17 protein-coding genes are annotated in these 17,469 nt (G+C 41.0%); 8 read left to right on the plus strand and 9 right to left on the minus strand.

Annotated features, from left to right (window positions below; genetic code table 11):
* Positions 1 to 299, minus strand: a 299-nt coding sequence (locus VB714_RS04325; protein ID WP_323221537.1) for a PAS domain S-box protein, incomplete at its 3' end; no start/stop codon positions are given.
* A 27-nt stretch (positions 300 to 326) separates the two neighbouring features.
* Complete coding sequence (locus tag VB714_RS04330) at positions 327 to 728, minus strand: hypothetical protein (protein WP_323221539.1); 402 nt, start codon at positions 726 to 728, stop codon at positions 327 to 329.
* A gap of 231 nt (positions 729 to 959) precedes the next feature.
* Here VB714_RS04330 and VB714_RS04335 point away from each other — a divergent pair, with 231 nt between their 5' ends.
* Positions 960 to 2,066 (plus strand): DUF262 domain-containing protein, encoded by a 1,107-nt coding sequence (locus tag VB714_RS04335; protein WP_323221541.1) that lies wholly within the window; start codon positions 960 to 962, stop codon positions 2,064 to 2,066.
* Entirely contained in the window at positions 2,063 to 2,713 is a 651-nt protein-coding gene (locus VB714_RS04340; protein WP_323221543.1) for an MAE_28990/MAE_18760 family HEPN-like nuclease, read from the plus strand. Before VB714_RS04335 ends, VB714_RS04340 begins: the two co-directional genes overlap by 4 nt.
* Positions 2,714 to 2,853: 140 nt before the next feature.
* Here the strand turns inward: VB714_RS04340 and smc are convergent, their stop codons facing one another.
* The 4 genes from smc to VB714_RS04360 all read right to left on the minus strand — a co-directional run bounded on the left by smc (position 2,854) and on the right by VB714_RS04360 (position 8,041).
* Complete coding sequence (gene smc / locus VB714_RS04345) at positions 2,854 to 6,513, minus strand: chromosome segregation protein SMC (RefSeq protein ID WP_323221545.1); 3,660 nt, start codon at positions 6,511 to 6,513, stop codon at positions 2,854 to 2,856.
* Positions 6,514 to 6,533: 20 nt separating this feature from the next.
* Entirely contained in the window at positions 6,534 to 6,701 is a 168-nt protein-coding gene (locus VB714_RS04350; RefSeq protein WP_323221547.1) for a hypothetical protein, read from the minus strand.
* A gap of 223 nt (positions 6,702 to 6,924) precedes the next feature.
* Positions 6,925 to 7,614: a Uma2 family endonuclease gene (locus VB714_RS04355; protein ID WP_323221548.1), complete on the minus strand. Its 690-nt coding sequence runs from the start codon at positions 7,612 to 7,614 to the stop codon at positions 6,925 to 6,927.
* A gap of 139 nt (positions 7,615 to 7,753) precedes the next feature.
* On the minus strand, positions 7,754 to 8,041 hold the full coding sequence (locus VB714_RS04360; RefSeq protein ID WP_323221551.1) for a hypothetical protein: 288 nt from the start codon (positions 8,039 to 8,041) through the stop codon (positions 7,754 to 7,756).
* A 156-nt stretch (positions 8,042 to 8,197) separates the two neighbouring features.
* Here VB714_RS04360 and VB714_RS04365 point away from each other — a divergent pair, with 156 nt between their 5' ends.
* Positions 8,198 to 8,455: a hypothetical protein gene (locus VB714_RS04365; protein ID WP_323221553.1), complete on the plus strand. Its 258-nt coding sequence runs from the start codon at positions 8,198 to 8,200 to the stop codon at positions 8,453 to 8,455.
* A complete protein-coding gene (locus VB714_RS04370) occupies positions 8,442 to 8,852 on the plus strand; it encodes a type II toxin-antitoxin system VapC family toxin (RefSeq protein ID WP_323221555.1) in 411 nt (136 codons plus the stop codon). The genes VB714_RS04365 and VB714_RS04370 overlap by 14 nt, the downstream gene beginning before the upstream one ends.
* A gap of 24 nt (positions 8,853 to 8,876) precedes the next feature.
* Here the strand turns inward: VB714_RS04370 and VB714_RS04375 are convergent, their stop codons facing one another.
* Positions 8,877 to 12,101, minus strand: coding sequence for an efflux RND transporter permease subunit (locus tag VB714_RS04375; RefSeq protein ID WP_323221557.1), 3,225 nt, complete (start codon positions 12,099 to 12,101; stop codon positions 8,877 to 8,879).
* A gap of 69 nt (positions 12,102 to 12,170) precedes the next feature.
* Positions 12,171 to 12,674, minus strand: a complete 504-nt coding sequence (locus VB714_RS04380) for a DUF29 family protein (protein ID WP_323221559.1) — start codon at positions 12,672 to 12,674, stop codon at positions 12,171 to 12,173.
* 350 nt (positions 12,675 to 13,024) lie between these two features.
* Between VB714_RS04380 and ftsZ the strand changes: the two genes are divergently transcribed.
* Positions 13,025 to 14,152: a cell division protein FtsZ gene (ftsZ, locus tag VB714_RS04385; RefSeq protein ID WP_416309600.1), complete on the plus strand. Its 1,128-nt coding sequence runs from the start codon at positions 13,025 to 13,027 to the stop codon at positions 14,150 to 14,152.
* Between the two features lie 301 nt (positions 14,153 to 14,453).
* The gene (locus tag VB714_RS04390; protein WP_323221563.1) at positions 14,454 to 15,038 is read left to right on the plus strand and encodes a hypothetical protein; all 585 of its coding nucleotides are present in this window, start codon (positions 14,454 to 14,456) and stop codon (positions 15,036 to 15,038) included.
* An 18-nt stretch (positions 15,039 to 15,056) separates the two neighbouring features.
* Here the strand turns inward: VB714_RS04390 and VB714_RS04395 are convergent, their stop codons facing one another.
* On the minus strand, positions 15,057 to 15,185 hold the full coding sequence (locus VB714_RS04395) for a hypothetical protein (protein ID WP_323221566.1): 129 nt from the start codon (positions 15,183 to 15,185) through the stop codon (positions 15,057 to 15,059).
* A 146-nt stretch (positions 15,186 to 15,331) separates the two neighbouring features.
* Here VB714_RS04395 and VB714_RS04400 point away from each other — a divergent pair, with 146 nt between their 5' ends.
* Both VB714_RS04400 and VB714_RS04405 read left to right on the plus strand, forming a co-directional pair.
* A complete protein-coding gene (locus VB714_RS04400; RefSeq protein ID WP_323221568.1) occupies positions 15,332 to 16,612 on the plus strand; it encodes a tellurite resistance TerB C-terminal domain-containing protein in 1,281 nt (426 codons plus the stop codon).
* 20 nt (positions 16,613 to 16,632) lie between these two features.
* Positions 16,633 to 17,469, plus strand: an 837-nt coding sequence (locus VB714_RS04405) for an ATP-binding protein (RefSeq protein WP_323221570.1), incomplete at its 3' end; no start/stop codon positions are given.

The raw sequence follows: 17,469 nt of genomic DNA on the forward strand, positions 1-17,469 counted from the left end.
CCAAATAATTTTTCGGCACTGCTGTTGAAGGTTTCGACGATCGCGCGATCGTCAATGACAATGACTCCATCGGCGGCAGTTTCTACAATAGCGCGGTTTTTGCGCTCGCTTTCTTCTAATTCCTTTAACATAGGGCGACTCAGCCGCAGATAGGCGATCGCGCCAAGGGTACTGGCTACAATGGCCGCCACAATCCCCAACAGGGCAATTTGCAGGAAGGGGGCGCGGAATTCATCAAGGTCAATTTTGACCACTACCCCCAAATCGCTGTCTACAACGGGTTCGTAGGCGGCAATCACCTCGATTTGGCGATAGTCTTGACCAATTTAACTGCCGGATTCTCCTGCAATAGCTTTATGGGTAGGTTCCGCCCGATCTTGTTGTACCAAGGGGATCGGGTTGGGGGTGCTGGTTTGGTTGTTGCGCTGGCTGAGTAAAAAGACAATGCGATCGCCGTCGCGTTTGGCGAGGAGAATTTCTCCGGTTTTGCTAGATTCAGGGGAGGCTTTGAGGGTCTCTGTCAGGGTTTTAACGAGGGCTTCTTCATTCTCCTCCTTCCCCTTAAGCGCTTCCAAGGAACGCGCTTGGCGTTTCGCTTTGTCTACCAATCGCCCTTGTTCTTGTTGTAGTGCAGTCTGATAGAGAAAATAAATACCGGTCCCCGCGACAACGACGGAAAAGGTTGTCATGGTGAGAATCAGTAGTCCTAGGCGCTGGCGATTTTTCATACTTCAGTCTTTGGTACTCAGCGAACGAGGGTTCGAGCAATATTAATTGAGTTTACCCTCAGATGAGGTCAAGCGGTTCGATTTTGGCTAGGGTTATTGTACCGATTGCGTGTCGCGATCGCACGGATCGATCTCGGTTTCGGGAATATTTTCTCGGTTTGGGGGATTTGGGGGGATGCGATCGAGATAGATTAATATTTAGGTAGATTAATATTTAGGACTTCTGAAATTATGTCTCTACAAGAAGAAATTGACAAAACAAGAAAAGAAATTCGGACAGATGGTTACTCCATGTCTATTGGTGAATGGCTCAATCTTTATCAGAGTGATGAAATTGATATTCACCCAGATTTTCAACGATTTTTCAGATGGTCAAAACGTCAAAAATCAATTTTTATAGAATCAATTCTTTTGGGGATACCAATCCCACCCGTTTTTGTCAGCCAAAGAGATGATGGGATTTGGGATGTTATCGATGGCTTGCAAAGACTTTCAACAATATATGAATTTGTAGGTCTAATTAAACCGATCGATCCAGAAGATGAGATACCTTTTTCTCTACAACAAACCACATATCTCCCTTCTTTAGAAGGAAAAAAATGGAACGATCCAGACGATCTAAAAAACTCTTTAACTCAACCACAACGTTTGTTAATAAAACGCGCAAAAATCGCAGTCAATATTGTTGAAAAAGAAAGCGATGAAATGATTAAATACGAACTATTTCAACGGCTCAATACAGGAGGCTCAATTGCAACACCACAAGAAGTGCGAAATTGTATTCTTTTAATGCTAAACAAAAAAATGTATCAATTGATACGCTCCCTTGCAGATAATGAGTTGTTTAAAAAATGTATTTCTTTGAGCGATCGGCTCTATGAAGAACAATATGATATGGAATTAGTTTTACGGTTTGTTCTTCTTTTTGATAAAGATGAGAAAAATCTGAAACAATTGGGAGGAGATGTACATATTTTTTTAACAGAGAGTATGCGTACAATGGCTAGTCAACAAGATTGGGATAGTAGCAATATAGAAAATGCGTTCAATCAAACTTTCGAGACTCTTGATAAAATAATGGGCGACAATAGCTTTAAACGATATAAATTAGAGGAGGATAGATTTCTGGGAGGCTTTTTATTATCTGCCTATGAGGTAATAGCATTAGGAATTGGATATCATTATCAAAATCCTCCTCCAACTGATGAAATATTAAGTCGAATTAAAAGTATTTGGTCTCATGAAACTTATAAAAAATGGTCGGGAGCTGGAGTTAATGCGACTAGGCGCTTACCCTATCTTATTCCTCTCGGTCGGGAGATATTTTCTCCATCATGAAAATCCGAACTTTAGAAGAACTTAGCGATAAATTGTCTGGCGATCTTGCTTGGCGAAAGAGAGAACTTGCAGCAATGAAATCTTTAATTGCAACAAGAAGTTTTACGCCACGAGAGCATAAGGCATTAGTTCGTAGTGGCTTATGTATTCTTTATGCTCATTGGGAAGGTTTTATCAAATTTGCAGCTAATGCTTATTTAGATTACATTAGGTTTAAAAAGCTCAAATATAAAGATATTTCTAGTAATTTTTTGGCTTTAGCGATGAAAGAAAAACTTACTGAAGCAAAAGAAACGAATAAACCATCTTTGTATATCCCTGTCTGTGATTTTTTTCTTACCGAACTAGAGCAAAGATGCAATCTACCCAAAGATATAATTTCTACAGGTTCAAATCTTTCTTCTGAAATTTTACAAGAAATTACATCTATTTTAGGAATAGATTTTTCTTTTTACTCTACCAAAGCTATCTTGATTGATACACAACTTTTAAAATCGAGAAATAGTATTGCACATGGCGATTATTTATCAATTGATAGTGCAGGATATATGGAGTTACACGAAGAAGTTATTGCAATGATCGAGACATTTCGCAATCAGATTGAAAATGCGGCTATCCAGGAAAAATTTAGGCAAAATTCATCTTAACTCTTATTTACTTTTCTTTACACACGTTACGATGTTTGTGTCCGACTACTTAGGAACTTTTTGATGATTTTATGTTAAAGTGAAATTAGGAAACAATTGGCTAGTTAATCTTTGATTTTCTACTACTTACTTACTAAATTTTACAACTTAATTCCCAATACTTGAGTATGCGCCCCTCGTGCTTGTGTTACCCCAATAGTCCGTTGTGCAGATTCAATCATGGGACGACGCAAACTAACAACAATAAACTGCGCTTGTTCTGCTTGTCTTTTAATCATTTTAGCTAACCTTTCCACATTTGCACCATCTAAAAACATATCTACTTCATCGAAGGCATAAAAAGGAGAAGGGCGATAGCGTTGCAGGGCAAAAATAAAGCTAAGTGCGGTTAAAGACTTCTCTCCTCCAGACATAGAACTGAGACGCTGTACGGGCTTTCCTTTGGGATGGGCGATGAGGTTTAATCCCCCAGAAAAGGGGTCTTCTTCGTCATCTAAACCCAAGTAGCCGTCACCTTCAGAAAGACTGGCAAAGATGCCTTGGAAGTTCTCATTTACAGCATCAAAGGCTTCTCGAAAAGCACGGAAACGAAGGGTTGTAAAGTTTTCAATTCGGAGTAATAGTTCTGTACGTTCCCCTTCTAAAGTTGTTAGTTTTTCTGACAGTTCTTGTAAGCGTGCATTTGTGCGTTCGTGTTCCTCTAATGCCAACATATTAACTGGTTCCATTGCTTCGAGACGACGTTGAGCATTGCGGAGTTCTTTTTGGAGTTGTTCGAGGTGAGTTGTGTAGGTTTCTGCGGTCAGTTTTTCTCCTTCTGAAGGAACGAGATCGGAGACTTCGGGAAGAGGATCGGGAAGTTCTAATTCTTGTTCTTGACGCTGTTGTTGTAAATTGGCTAAAGATGCCTGGCGTTCTTGTTGACTATCTTGGATTTTTTGCTGTTGCCAAATTGTTTTTTGTTGACTATCTTGGAGACTGCGGAGAGTTTCTTCAGCCCGATCGCGATCGCGTTTCGCTTCCATTAGTTCGCTGGATAACAGTTGCAAAAGTCCTTCACTTTCTTGAATTTTCTCTTCAACTTTGGTTAAGTCTTGAGTAATTTTGATTTGTTGTTGTTCTGCTTCTATTTTCTTCTTTTGTTCTACCGTCAGCATTGCCCGCGATCGCTCTACTTTTTCTTGCAAGCGCAAACATTGATTTTCTAGGTCTAATAATTGATTTTCTGCTTGACGAAATGCCTGTTCTTTGACCTGCAGTTCTTTTTCTTGTTCTTTAATCAAGGCTTGAATTTCTTGCCATTCACTAGAAGTTTGATTTTCTTCCAATTCTGCTAATTTTTCCTGTTCTCCTTGTAGTTGCTGTTCTAATTCGGGCAAAGTCTTTGCTAATTCTTGTAGGCGAATTTTAGCATTACCCGATTCTTGACAATTATGGGTTAATTGTACGGTTAATTGTTCCTTTTGTTTCGAGAGGCGATCGCGTTCTTTTTCTGCTTGTTCTTGACGGAGATTTTGTTCTCGCTGCTGCTGCCGAGTTTCAGTTAACTTTTGGCTCAATTCCTTGACAATTTCCGATTTATCTGATAGCAATTTCTCGCATTTTTCGAGAATAATTTCAATTTCATTTAAACGATTTGTAAGAGTATTAATCTCTTGGGATTTTTCGGGAACGGCGGTACCAAAATGGAGGGAAGAACGCGCATTAATACTTCCTCCAGTCATCGCCCCACTACTTTCTAATAACTCTCCTTCTAAGGTGACAATCCGAGCTTTTCCTAGATTAGCACGAGCCTCTTCTAAGGTTGCAAAAACAACAGTCGTGCCAAAAACATAGGCAAAAATTGGCTTATATTTAGGATCGCAATCAATTAATTTAAAAGCAAAATCAATAAATCCTTTCGCATAATTTAACGGCGAAGATTGAGGAATATTGGGTTTTCTCATTTTATTTAAAGGCAAAAATGTAGCTCGTCCTCCTCTTTTCTGTTTTAATAATTGAATGCCCATCGATGCAACAGTATCATCTTCAACTACAATATTAGCCAATCTTCCTCCGGCTGCTGTTTCTAGAGCAAGTTTATACTGCTGTTCGACTTGCGCTAATTGTGCCACTAAACCACATACCCCAGGAATATCAGCTTTGAGGATAATTTGGGTAGCATTCGTTCCTTGTACTTCTTGTTGTGCTTGAGCTTTGGCTTCTAATTTGTCTAATTGTCGCTGTTTCTCTCGCTGTTCATTTGACAATCTATTTCGCGTTTCTTCAGCCAGATTTCGTTCCTCTTCAGCCGTGGCTAATTGTTGCGCGATCGCTTGAATTTCTGCTGCAAAAGCTGTATCATTAAAATTAGAGAAATTTTCATTTTGTGTTGCAAGTTCTTCTTCAACCGATCGCAACAGTTGAGTTTGTTCTACTATTTTTTGTTCGAGTTGATTTTGGCGTTCTTGTAATTGTGCTTGTTCTGTACGCTGAGGATCGATTAGTTTTTGCAAGGAACCGATATGCTTGCTTAAAGCGGCTTGTTGTTGAACCCAAATATCCGACGCAGCAGCGAGTTCATTGGCTTGGTCTTTATATGCTGCTAAATTATTACGATCGCGATCGCATTCTACCTGTAATTTCTCCATTGTTTCATTTTCCAACACCGACTGTTCCTGACTGAGGCGATCGAAGTCATTCCGAAACTGTTCGATTTCTTGAGTCGTGCGTGAAATTGTTGCTTCGGCTTGTTGCAAAAGCGAATTTAACTCTTGTTGACGCTGTTGAAGTTGAGTGCGTTTAAGTTTTTGACTAGCTAATTGAGAAGAGATAGAAAGTTGCTCATCTTCTCCCAATTCTTTAACCCGTGTATTGAGATCGTTTAAGTTTTTGGTTGCTTCAGCAATCTTAACAATGAGTTTCTCTAACTTCTCTGCTAACTTGGTCAATTCTGCATCTTCTGCAATAATTTTATCTTGTACTTCTCGTTCCTGTTGCTGCAAAGAACGCCAAACAACGATCGCTTCCCATTGTTGTTGTTCTTGAATTTGCGCCTTGAGTTTTTTATACTTCTCTGCTTTAATGCGATCGCCAGCCAACTTTTCCAGCGATCGCGTTAATTCCTGCTGAATAATCTGACAGCGTTCTTCCTTTTCCTTAACTTCTTCTAATGTTGATTTAACCCGTTCAATTTTGCGATCGAATTCCGCAACTCCAGCCAACTCATCAATAATTTGTCGGCGTTCTTTGGAATTCATGCTAATAATACTGGTAACATCCCCTTGCAGCACGATATTATAGCCTTCAGGATATATCCGCAGTCGTCGCAATTGTTCGTGCAAATCCCCCGCCGTACAGGGTTCATCGTTGATAAAATAGTTTGAGGAGTAACTTCCCCCTTTCGTCACCCGCAACCGTCGCGTTATTTTCCAGTCTGGAGTCTGGGGTTGAGATTCTCCATTTTCTGAGAATTCAGGGTCTTCCTTTGTTGTCTCTTCCTCTGTTGCTTCTTTCTCAACGATTACCTGTTCTCTGTTGCTTGTTCCCTCTAAATCCGATAAATCAAACGTAACAGAAACACTAACTTCAGAAGTCCCTTTTTGGTTAAGATGATTATGATTGACGAGATCGGGAAGACGTTCTGCTCGCATCCCTTTAGAACTGGCTAACCCCAAGCAAAATAATAGCGCATCAAGAATATTAGATTTTCCCGACCCGTTGGGGCCGGAAATTACCGTAAATCCTGTTAGTAATGGAACGTTCGTTGTCCCCCCAAATGACTTGAAATGAGACAGTTCGACGCTCTTAACATGAACCATTGATCAATATATCGATTTAGTCACGATCGCTCGCCAATTTTCTCTTGGGAATTAGGAATTGAAGAGCGATCGCGTGTCAACGTACAGAAGTATTGATCGATTTTAGCAGGAACGACGGGAGGATGTGGCGATCGCAAGAAAAATTTATTCGAGAAGCAAGGCGATCCTAAGTCCGACTTTGAACTCATTACTTTTTCTTCAAGTTCTAAAAACTGGGTGCATCTCAAAGTTGCAAATTTACAACATTGCTCCGAATAATTAGAGCTAGGGAGCTACAATAAACCATAATGGGGGGTAGTGCGAGCATCTTGCTCGCTATTTTTACAAAACTTTTTACAAAACTTTTTACAAAACTTTTTACAAAACTTTTTACAAAACTTTTTACAAAACTGAGATGCACCCTAAAAACCTCTACTTCTTCTCATTCTTTAGATCGCGCACCCACTGACGAAGCGATCGCACCATTGCATTGTCATCTAGCTCGATTTCTGCTAAATCTAACCATTGTTTGATGAGAGTTGCGGGAACATCTGGAAATGTCGGAGAGCGATCGCAAGAGACATATTTTTCTGCTTCGAGTTGATAGATTTTAAATGTCTTTTTCGTACAGCGCCAAATTTCAGAAACGCCCAAATCTTGATAAATTTGAAACCGACGACTTGAAGAACTATTAATATCCACTTCGATAATGAGATCGGGAGGTGGATCGATTTCTAAATCTATTTTTGTGCCGCGAATTTTAGCCGCATTTTGAATATAAAACCCTGCATCTGGTTCTGCACCTCGCTGTAAATCCTCACGGTTGAGAGTTACAGAACCTACTCCACGAATAGGCATATCAAATTCTTCCGTTAATGCAATAATAATTCTTTCTAAAAGATGTTTATTAATTTCATGAATATCTGAAGGCATAATAATTTCTAATACACCGCGATCGTAAGCTAAACGAGTCGATCTCCTGTCTCCTAAGTCAACTAACAAAACCTGATAAGTTTGCCAACTTACATTAGGTAAAACTACTCTTTGGGTAATCTTCCCTTGTAAATCTTCAATTCCTAAATCTTCGGTATCGTTTTGAGGTATGGTTAGAGATTGTATCATAATGCCTCTATTTTGTTAGAGAAGATAAACTCAATTTGAATGCAATACTATTTATTATTATAGCGCAATGCGATCGCATTTAAAAATTAAGTTTAATATTTATTAAGTTTGACGCAACAAGGCAATAAAACCTGCTTGTTCAAAATGGCGATCGTAGGCAAGTGCTTCGATAATTTTTCTGCGTTCCATAGAGATAATAGTCTAAGTTTTTTGATAAATCTACAGGTAATTTTTCCCATTCTTCCGCAGGGATTTCCTGGCTAATTATCTCTACATCATGTAAGAAATTTAATAAATCTGATTTTTCTTGCTCTTTTGTTTGAGTTTGATTTTTATGTTTCAAAAACAAACAAAAATTCAGCATTTCCTCAGCAATTGTATCTGGTATTTCTTCCAGTTCTTTAATTAATCGTTCTTTAATTGTCATTGTTTCTTCACCATTTGAATGCAATACTATCATTGTAGCGCAATGCGATCGCTTTTGATTAATGGAGAAAAGAGAGGCAATGCGATCGCTCTATTGACTTGACTTGCTCACAAACTTATAATATAATAGTGGAGTAACTCAATTATTTAAAAAAAAATGATTGCATTTGAAACAATACGCCAATATATTGACACCTTGCCAGAAGAAGCACAAACACTTCTCATCGATTTCATTCAGTTACTCAAAAAACACTATCCTCAACCCGAACTAAAACAGGAGAGTTCTGAAAAAAGCACCTATGAGCAATTGGAAGAAGCAGGGTTGATTGGTTACTGTGCCATCGAAGAAAACTTATCTACAACCTATAAAGATGTATTGGCTCAAACACTAGCAAAAAAATATGATAATCGCTGATACTGGATTTTGGTTAGCTCTTATCGATCTCACAGATAGCCACCATCAAGAAGCAAAAAAAGCACTTAAAAAACATAATGAACCCCTAATTACAACATGGTGTGTGATTACAGAAACCTGTTATTTGTTGTTAACTCGTAAAGGCGTTAAATCTCAAATTCATTTTCTGAATTCTCTCGATCGCGGAGTCTTTTCTGTATTTAATTTAGAAGCCCATCATACTGCCAGAATCACACAACTTCTGGAACAATATAGCGATCTGCCAATGGATTTAGCCGATGCGTCTCTTATCATTTTAGCTGAACATTTAGGACATGGACGTATTTTTTCAGTAGATCGACGAGACTTTAATATCTATCGTTGGAAACAGATTCATCCTTTTGAAAATCTCTTGTAAGAAGGATAGTTTAGGAATATATCATCAAGGTTTATACCGTGAAACAGATTGAGAGGGATGTAATAAAACATAGAAACAGGGAATAATAAATAGAGTTAACACTGTTGCGACGGATAGACCAGAAAAGACAACAATTCCCAAGGGTTGTAAAAATTCAGAACCTTCTCCTAAACCTAATGCTAAAGGAAATAATCCCAATACTGTAGTAATCGTCGTCATCAAAATGGGACGCAATCGTTGGGGTGCAGCTTTTAAAATTGCCGTAGCGCGATCGCATTCGTATTCTGTGCGAATCTGATTGGCCAATTCTACCATAATAATCGCATTATTAACAACAATTCCTACTAAGAGAACTGCCCCTACTAACACTGTTGCCCCGATCGCAGTTTGCGTAATATACAATCCTAAAATACCCCCAGCTAAGGCGAGAGGAACAGTTAAAATAATGACAAAAGGATCGATTAGGGAATTATATTGAACTGCCATAACGACAAAAACCAAAAAGATTGCTAGTCCTCCTAACAATTTTAATGAGTTTTGTAATTGTTGATTACTTTCTGCTGTGGTACTGGGTAAAAAACGTACTCCTGAAGGCAATTCAATCGTCTCTAAAATTGTGCTAACCTCTGCCAAAGCACCACTTAAACTTGCACCTTCATTCAAATTTCCTGCAATAATAAACACCTGACGCTGATTAATTCTTTGAATTTCTGCGGGTGCATCTCCCTCTTCTAACGTCACAACATCTTCTAAACGCACTGGGCGATTATTGTTAGTAAAGAGAGGAATTTGCATTAATTGGGCAGTGCGCTGACGATATTCTTCGCCTAATTGTACCCGAATATCGATGAGGCGATCGCCCCGTTGTAGTTGCGTCGAAACTGTTCCTTGAATAGCCGTTTGAATAGTATCTCCAACATTCTCCGTATTCAGTCCTAAACTGGCTAATCTTTCCCATTGTGGAATAATGCGAACTTCCGGTTGAGGTGCATCAGCATCGGGACTAAAACGCGCTAATTTTGCATTCTCATCCAATATTTTTAAAACTTTGTCTCCGACTTGCTTTAACATTTCTTCGTCACTTCCTTGGAGCATAATATCCAGATCGGCTCGAAAAATAGGAGAATTAGAAAGGATAATTCCCCGAACTCTTTCGGGAACTAAACGCAGGCGAGTATTGACCAAATTTAATCTTTGAAACTCCTTGCTAACTCTTGCAATAAATGCCGGAAGATTAGTTTCAGGTTTAACTGTAATTGTACTCGAACTTCTCAGTAAGTTAGAAATGGTTAAATTCCCAAATAAAAACCCTCCCACAGTTGTAAAAATATAGTCGGTTTCCGGCTGTTCCTTGAGAATTCGATTCGTAGCATCCATGACCTCTTTATTTGCTTCTAAAGTCGTTCCAGGAGGGAATTGAACGATTAATTGTGCTTGTCCGGTATTAATAGGAGGCAGAATTTCCCGAGGAATTCGATCTTGCATCCACCAACTTCCTCCACCCAAGAGAAGAAAAGCTAAAAGAATGGCGAGAATGCGAAAACGAATAACTTGAGAAAGTAAGCGAGTATAGTTGATTTGCAAACCGGAAAATTGGCGGTTAAATTGACGGAAAAACCAAAACTTGTTAATACCACTGCTTGCAGGAATAGCCAGTAAACGAGAAGCTAACATCGGAACGAGAGTTAGGGCTAAAAGCAAAGATGCTGCAACGGCAAAACTAATGGTTAAAATTAATTCATTAAAGAGGAGAGAAATAAATCCACCAATCAGTAAAAAAGGTAAAACTGCGACTAAATTAGTTAAAGTTGAAGCAATTAAAGCAGATTCTACTTGTTGTGCCTTAACTTGTGCCATTTCAATTACATCTGGCGAAGAAAAATAAGTTCTTCTTTCTCTTTCTACATCTATCCCTATACCATCGGCAATATTTTCTAACATGACAATGGAATTATCAACAACAATTCCCACTCCTAATGCTAATCCTCCCAAACTAAAGACATTAATTGATAAACCAAAGAGTTTCATTAAAACAATGGCTGTAAGAGTTGCAAGGGGAATTGCGGCAACGATAATTAAAGTTTGCCGGAGAGATCCTAAAAAGACAAATACTGCGATCGCGGCCAAAATTGTCCCCGTTAATCCCGCTTGGACGACATTACGAATAGAATTTTGAATAAAGCGAGATTCATCTAAAGTTGTAATCATTTCCATTTCTGCTGGAATGACTCCCGCTTCTTGTAAGAATTCAATACGATTCTTAACATTTTTAACAACTTCAATTGTATTGGCATCCGGTTGTTTTTGGATGCTCACTTTAACGGCTGGTTTTCCGTTTAAGGTGACAAAAACTCGTCGATCTTCACTGCCATCAATAATCTCAGCGACATCGCGTAAATAAATGCGTCGCTTTCCTAAAATTGTATCGGAATTATTCTCAATTTCTAAGGATAAATCTCGCAGTTCTTGAATACTGTGAAACCGTCCTACTGTCCGCGTTAAAGGTTCTCCTGCTTCTCCTTCTAACCGTCCTCCAGCAATGTCTTGATTGCGTTCTTGTAGCGCATCTAAAACATTTTGTAAACTCACCCCCAAGGCTTGTAAACGGTTGAGATCGATATTGATGCGAATTTCTTCTCGCAGTCCTCCCGAAACATCTACTCCCGAAACTCCTGGAATAATGCCTAATTCTCGGCTGAATTCTTCATCGGCGAAAGTTCTTAATTCGACATCTGATAAAAGGGAAGATTCTAGGGCAAATTCGTAAATGGGAAGTTGAGAGGGGTCAAATTTGAATAAGCGCGGTTCTTCAATAATATCAGGAAGGCGATCGCGGGCGCGGTTGAGGGTTGCTGTCGCGTCGTTTAAGGCTTGATCGATATCCCCTCCCGGTTCAAAAAAAAGGTCGATACTGATGCGACCTTCGCGAGTTTGAGAAAAGATTTGTACGACCCCTTCCGTGGCGCTGAGAGCCTCTTCTAAGGGCTTTGTGACCTCCTCTACGGCCACTTGGGGAGAGATGCCTGCTGCGTCCGCACGCAAGCCAATGCGAGGATAAGTTATGGCGGGAAGGAGATCGACTTGTAAGCGGGAGATGAAGAAAAGACCGATTACAATTAAGGCGATCGCCAGCATTAAAGTACCAATATGACGGCGAATGGCGATCGCGCTGATGGATGCCCCCAAAACTTTTTGGCGCGAGGGTTTAAGGGAAGGGGTAATAAATTTAGAGGGAGATTCGTCCAACATGGGAATTTACCTGATTTCTAATTTTAAGTTATCGCTCTAAAGCAAGTTGAACTAACGTGATTTATAATTCTAATTTTTCCATTTTTCACCTCCTGGTAATTTCCCCAATTCTTGATTAATTGCATCTTTAATATTCTCTTGATTATAAGTCAACAAAATTAAAGATTTGGCCGCCGTAAATATTAAAGGTTGAGATACCATTTCAGATAATTGTTCTGGATCGGAAATCCCCTCAGATATTTCTAAACTTGCTCGATCTATCGCCGTGTCAAAAACATCATCTAAAAGCTCATTCCACTCCTCGTATTTGAGATAATATGATTTCCGATTATCCCTTAAATTTATTTTCTTGATTTGTATCGTGGACTCTCGAATCGATACAGCCCAAGAATTTGTTAAACGCTGCTCAACCTGATTTTTGATTAAATGTATCAAGATTCTCGTCAAATATGATTCCAGATTCAGAACGATTGATTTTCGCGACATAAACTCCAGATCGTCAACAATGACTAAAGCCTCGTCATAACGACCCTCTAAAATTGCCGTTCTTAAATCTACTAATTCTTGAGTCATTGTGAAAAAACTCTGATCTAGCCAGTATTATAGTTCACGATCGCAACATCACCAGTACCCTTTAATCCTCAGACCATATATTTTAGAGGGGTAGAGAAGCACCTCCACCGCGGCGATCGCCCTACAAGATTTCCCCCTTTCCCCTCCCTTTTAACAAAAAATCTGAAAATTGCGATCTGTCTCCGACGATATTCGGTAAACTAAGGCTTACTATAAATACAGTATCCATCCAATTCACTCACCGTTCCGTAATCGTGGCGAGCAACTTACCTTTTAATCATATCGGGACATCTCTTCCCCCCAGTAGCGACTACCTAAGCCTTCCTCAAGAAACCCCAGGGAGAAATAACATCGTGCCGAGCAATGCAGCAAAAATCAAAGTGATTGGCGTAGGCGGCGGCGGGTGCAATGCCGTCAAGCGCATGATCGATAGTGGAATTAGCGGCATAGAATTTTGGACCATTAACACCGATGCCCAAGCCCTCGAACTTACTCCCGCCGAAAATCGCTTACAAATCGGTCAGAAATTGACCCGAGGACTCGGGGCGGGAGGAAACCCGGCGATCGGTCAAAAGGCTGCGGAGGAGTCCCGCGACGAAATTGCTAACGCCCTCGAAGGAACCGATCTGGTCTTCATTACCTCGGGCATGGGGGGCGGTACGGGAACTGGTGCTTCTCCCATTGTTGCCGAAACTGCCAAAGAATTGGGATGTTTGACGGTCGGTATTGTTACCCGGCCTTTCACCTTTGAAGGTCGCCGCCGCATGAACCAAGCAGAGGAAGGCATTGCCGGGCTGCAAAGTTGTGTCGATACCCTCATTGTTATTCCCAATAACAAGCTCCTCTCGGTTATTTCTGCGGAAATTCCTGTTCAACAAGCCTTCATTATTGCTGATGATATTCTGCGGCAAGGGGTACAGGGTATCTCCGATATTATTGTCATCCCTGGGCTGGTGAATGTGGATTTTGCTGACGTGCGGGCGGTGATGGCAGACGCAGGATCGGCCTTGATGGGTATTGGTGAGGGAACAGGCAAATCTCGCGCCCGCGAAGCTGCTCAAATGGCGATTTCTTCCCCTCTCTTGGAATCTTCCATCGAAGGAGCCAAAGGGGTCGTCTTTAACATTACGGGAGGTCCCGATCTCACCCTCCATGAAGTTAATATCGCCGCCGAAACTATTTATGAGGTCGTCGATCCTGATGCCAATATTATTTTTGGTGCCGTGATCGATGACACGATGGAAGGAGAAATTAAAATTACGGCGATCGCCACGGGATTCTCGGGCAGTGCTACTGGGGCTTCTCCCTCCCTTTATGCCCCCGCAACGGCGCAGAAATCCCGTCGTCCGGCTCCCCCCACCAACACGATGCAGCCCCGTCCCGCACCCCCTTCTCCTCCCATTCCTAGCCCCCAAGACTTGGGCAATGGTTTGGATATCCCCGATTTTCTGCAACGTCGTCGCTTTCCTCGGAAATAATGTGGAGAGGGAGGGAATAGAAAACAGGTTAAAGACGATGTTTCCTCTACCTTAAAGTTCCCTCTAGGAATGGTGCGGGAACGGTTTCTGCGATGTCTTTTTTACCTTGCTGCAATCTGCTAACGGTTAAATCAAAAAAGTTGATCTTAAAATCAAAAATTAAGGTTTTGTAGCAATAACTTTAGCAATCCAAAGGATTGATTTATGATGAATATTTGGCAGCTTTATCTCCGGTTTTTCTCCCTCTCACCCCGACAATAACGCTGAATTGTTGCCTTATTGATGTTATTGCAAAGCGAGAATGTTTAAATATCAACAAGAAAATCAGAAAAATCAGGACAATGGGAAAGCAACTGAAGGGAAGCAAAACTATCGCCCTGCGGTTCCCATTAGCGTCTATCGAGAATTGGCGAAAGAACTACAGACAACAAAAAGCGAACTAGAGGCGGTAAAGGTACAAAATCATCAGTTAACCAATGATAACAAACTGATGCGACAGGAGTTGGCTAAAATTACCCAATGCGTGCAAGCATTTCAACAAGTACAGGGTAACGCTAACGAAGCCAATCCTTCTGCTTTAAGGTTAGAGAAAGCCGCGATCGCCGATTTTCCCTCAGAAGGAAAACCTGCACCTCCTCCCCCTTTAAATTCGCCCCCCTCTCCCGAACCTGCTTTTGAAGAGATGGATCGGGAGGAAGAATATGCGATCGAGGTGGAAGAACCTTCTAAAAACCGTCGTTTGAGCCTTCTTGATAGTTCTGGAGATATTAGCGGCTGGTTGTTGGCGATCGCGATCGCCTTAATGATCCTGACGGCATTTAGTGCGGGTTTTCTTTTCCTGCGTCCTTGGTTGATGAATAATAATAATAATAGTAACGGCTCCTAAGAAATGCGGAAGATGTCACTATTGAAGAGAAAACAGAAAAGCAGCAAAGGCGATCGCGACAATCAGAAAAGCGATCGCAGCTAAAGTAATTTTAAGCCAACTATAAGGGCGATCGCCTTGAACTTCTCCCGTGCGTGCGTTGACCATAACTTGATATTGCTTCTTTTTATTCTTAATAAATAATGCTAAATGATTTTGAGAATATTGTGGCGAACAATCCTGAAGATTTGCCAATAGAATGAGAATCGATCGAACAATAATCATCCCACCGTCAGGAAAGAGAATTTCGCAAAGTGCCGAGGAGTCCTTATAATAAATTAGCGAATACCGAAGCGAGGGCAGTCGAAGGATTCCTGCTGTTTCCCCTAACTGCTGTTTCCCCTAACACGATGCGATTTCTCAAACAAAAGCTCGTTAACCAGATTTTACTCGGCTCGATCGCCTTTGGCTTGGGTTTTGGCTTGGGATGGCTCGTTCATCGCAATTTAAAATCCGCCTCCATCGCCGGGGCGATCGCGCTGGCCGCCAGTTATACTAGCGCGATCGCGGCACAATTGCATTGGAGCAAGCACGAAAAACGAAACCGTAACGCCCTACGCTATCAAATTCAATCCCTCTCAGAGCAGCGTCAGCACCTCTACGGGGCGATTTCCTCGGCATTGGCTACCCAGCAGGAAATTCAGGCCAGCGTCCAAGCGCTGAACTTAGAGCGCACCCGCTTGCTCGATCGCGTTTCGGAATTACATCAGCAGCGTAACGCCCTGCATCGGGAACTTCAGGAAAGCCCCGAGGTATCGCCAGAACCCGAAACGCCCCACTATTATCGACCTCCTGCCCGCCTACAACCCTCTTTTAAGACAGAAGCAACGATTAATCGTGCCTTTTTCTCTAAAACCGTTCAACTGCAAGAAACTGAAAGTCGCTTACAGCAACTCAATAACGAACTCGAAAAACTCCAAACTCTCCTTTTAGACCGACAAGAAGAAAGAGAGATTGTACAACAACAGGTGTTCCACTTAAAAGAAGAGAAAAAGCAACTCGAACGCAATGTTCAAGATGCCCAAGGAAAACTTAAGCATCTCCAACAAATTCAAGAACAATTTGCACTCTCTTTATCGGCTCTGGAACAGGATAAACAAGAACTGGAAACGGTTCTCAATGAAAAACGCGATCGCATTGCCGCCCTGCAAAATGAAATTGAATCTCAGCAGAAAGATAAAAGCAAACCTAAATCCTCAAAAAATGGGCGATCCTCGGCAAAATCTTTCCTAAATTTACCCCCAGAATGGCTAGACTTTACACAAGAATTAGATGATAATGAAAAAGCGGCATTAAAAGCAATTTTGGAAAAAAATGAAGAACAGTTAAAAATAATTATTAATCAACAGGCCATGATGCCGGAAGTATTAATTGAAGCCTTAAATGAAAAAGCACTCAATACATTAGGCGATATTTTATTTGAGTCTAATGGAGGAGCGGGAATCCCGAAAATTCTTGAAGAATATGCTTCCTTGATCGCTGAACCTATTGCCGCACAATTTGCCACTCTATTGACCGTTCAAGAGGTCGAATAACCAAGGAGAATTCTCTAAAAATGCCCAAAATTCCCAAGCGCGTTTCTACAGCTTTAATTAATGCCCTAGCTGCGGGAGTTGTTCCCCGAGTAGGGTTGGAGCATATTTCTGTGGGACGAGAAAAGGAAATTGGCGCGATCGCCAGGGATTTAGAGAATATTAGGGAAGGAGGAGCCTCTTTTCGCTTCATTGTTGGACGCTACGGTGCCGGTAAGAGTTTTATGTTACAACTCATGCGTAACTTAGCGATGGAACAAGGGTTTGTCGTTGCCGATGCGGATTTATCGCCAGAATTGCGCCTTGCGGGGAGCAAACATCAGGCGATCGCAACTTATCGGGAATTAATGAAAAATATTGCCACGCGAACTTCTCCAAAAGGAGGCGCGATCGCGTTGATTTTAGAAAAATGGACGAGTAGCATTTTATCTCAAGTTGCCCAAGCGACGGGAAAGCGCCCAGGAGATGAAGGATTTGACGAACAAGTTGAAAATAGGATTCGCCAAGTTATTGATGATTTAGAAGGCTTAGTACATGGCTTTGATTTTGCTAATGTTATTATTTCTTATTGGCAAGGCTATCGGGAGGAAAATCGCGATAAACAAGAAGCTGCTTTACGGTGGTTGCGAGGGGAATTTGCAACAAAAACAGAAGCAAAGGCCAGCAGTCTTGATGTGCGGGTGACGATTGATGATGATACTTGGTATGACTACCTTAAATTATGGGCGAAATTTGTCTCGGATATTGGCTATAAAGGGTTAATTATTGTCTTAGATGAAGCCATTCATCTTTATAAGATTTCTCACCGTCGTTCTCGTCACAGCAATTACGATCGCCTTTTAGCTATGTTTAACGATACC

The sequence above is a fragment of the Spirulina sp. 06S082 genome (assembly GCF_034932145.1).
Classification (GTDB): domain Bacteria; phylum Cyanobacteriota; class Cyanobacteriia; order Cyanobacteriales; family Spirulinaceae; genus CCY15215.

What these genes read in the sequence shown, in the direction of transcription:
- VB714_RS04330 (WP_323221539.1), bottom strand. Translation starts at nt 728, where the DNA reads ATGAAAAATCGCCAGCGCCTAGGACTACTGATTCTCACCATGACAACC.
- VB714_RS04335 (WP_323221541.1), top strand. Translation starts at nt 960, where the DNA reads ATGTCTCTACAAGAAGAAATTGACAAAACAAGAAAAGAAATTCGGACA.
- VB714_RS04340 (WP_323221543.1), top strand. Translation starts at nt 2,063, where the DNA reads ATGAAAATCCGAACTTTAGAAGAACTTAGCGATAAATTGTCTGGCGAT.
- smc (WP_323221545.1), bottom strand. Translation starts at nt 6,513, where the DNA reads ATGGTTCATGTTAAGAGCGTCGAACTGTCTCATTTCAAGTCATTTGGG.
- VB714_RS04350 (WP_323221547.1), bottom strand. Translation starts at nt 6,701, where the DNA reads ATGAGTTCAAAGTCGGACTTAGGATCGCCTTGCTTCTCGAATAAATTT.
- VB714_RS04355 (WP_323221548.1), bottom strand. Translation starts at nt 7,614, where the DNA reads ATGATACAATCTCTAACCATACCTCAAAACGATACCGAAGATTTAGGA.
- VB714_RS04360 (WP_323221551.1), bottom strand. Translation starts at nt 8,041, where the DNA reads ATGACAATTAAAGAACGATTAATTAAAGAACTGGAAGAAATACCAGAT.
- VB714_RS04365 (WP_323221553.1), top strand. Translation starts at nt 8,198, where the DNA reads ATGATTGCATTTGAAACAATACGCCAATATATTGACACCTTGCCAGAA.
- VB714_RS04370 (WP_323221555.1), top strand. Translation starts at nt 8,442, where the DNA reads ATGATAATCGCTGATACTGGATTTTGGTTAGCTCTTATCGATCTCACA.
- VB714_RS04375 (WP_323221557.1), bottom strand. Translation starts at nt 12,101, where the DNA reads ATGTTGGACGAATCTCCCTCTAAATTTATTACCCCTTCCCTTAAACCC.
- VB714_RS04380 (WP_323221559.1), bottom strand. Translation starts at nt 12,674, where the DNA reads ATGACTCAAGAATTAGTAGATTTAAGAACGGCAATTTTAGAGGGTCGT.
- VB714_RS04390 (WP_323221563.1), top strand. Translation starts at nt 14,454, where the DNA reads ATGTTTAAATATCAACAAGAAAATCAGAAAAATCAGGACAATGGGAAA.
- VB714_RS04395 (WP_323221566.1), bottom strand. Translation starts at nt 15,185, where the DNA reads ATGGTCAACGCACGCACGGGAGAAGTTCAAGGCGATCGCCCTTATAGT.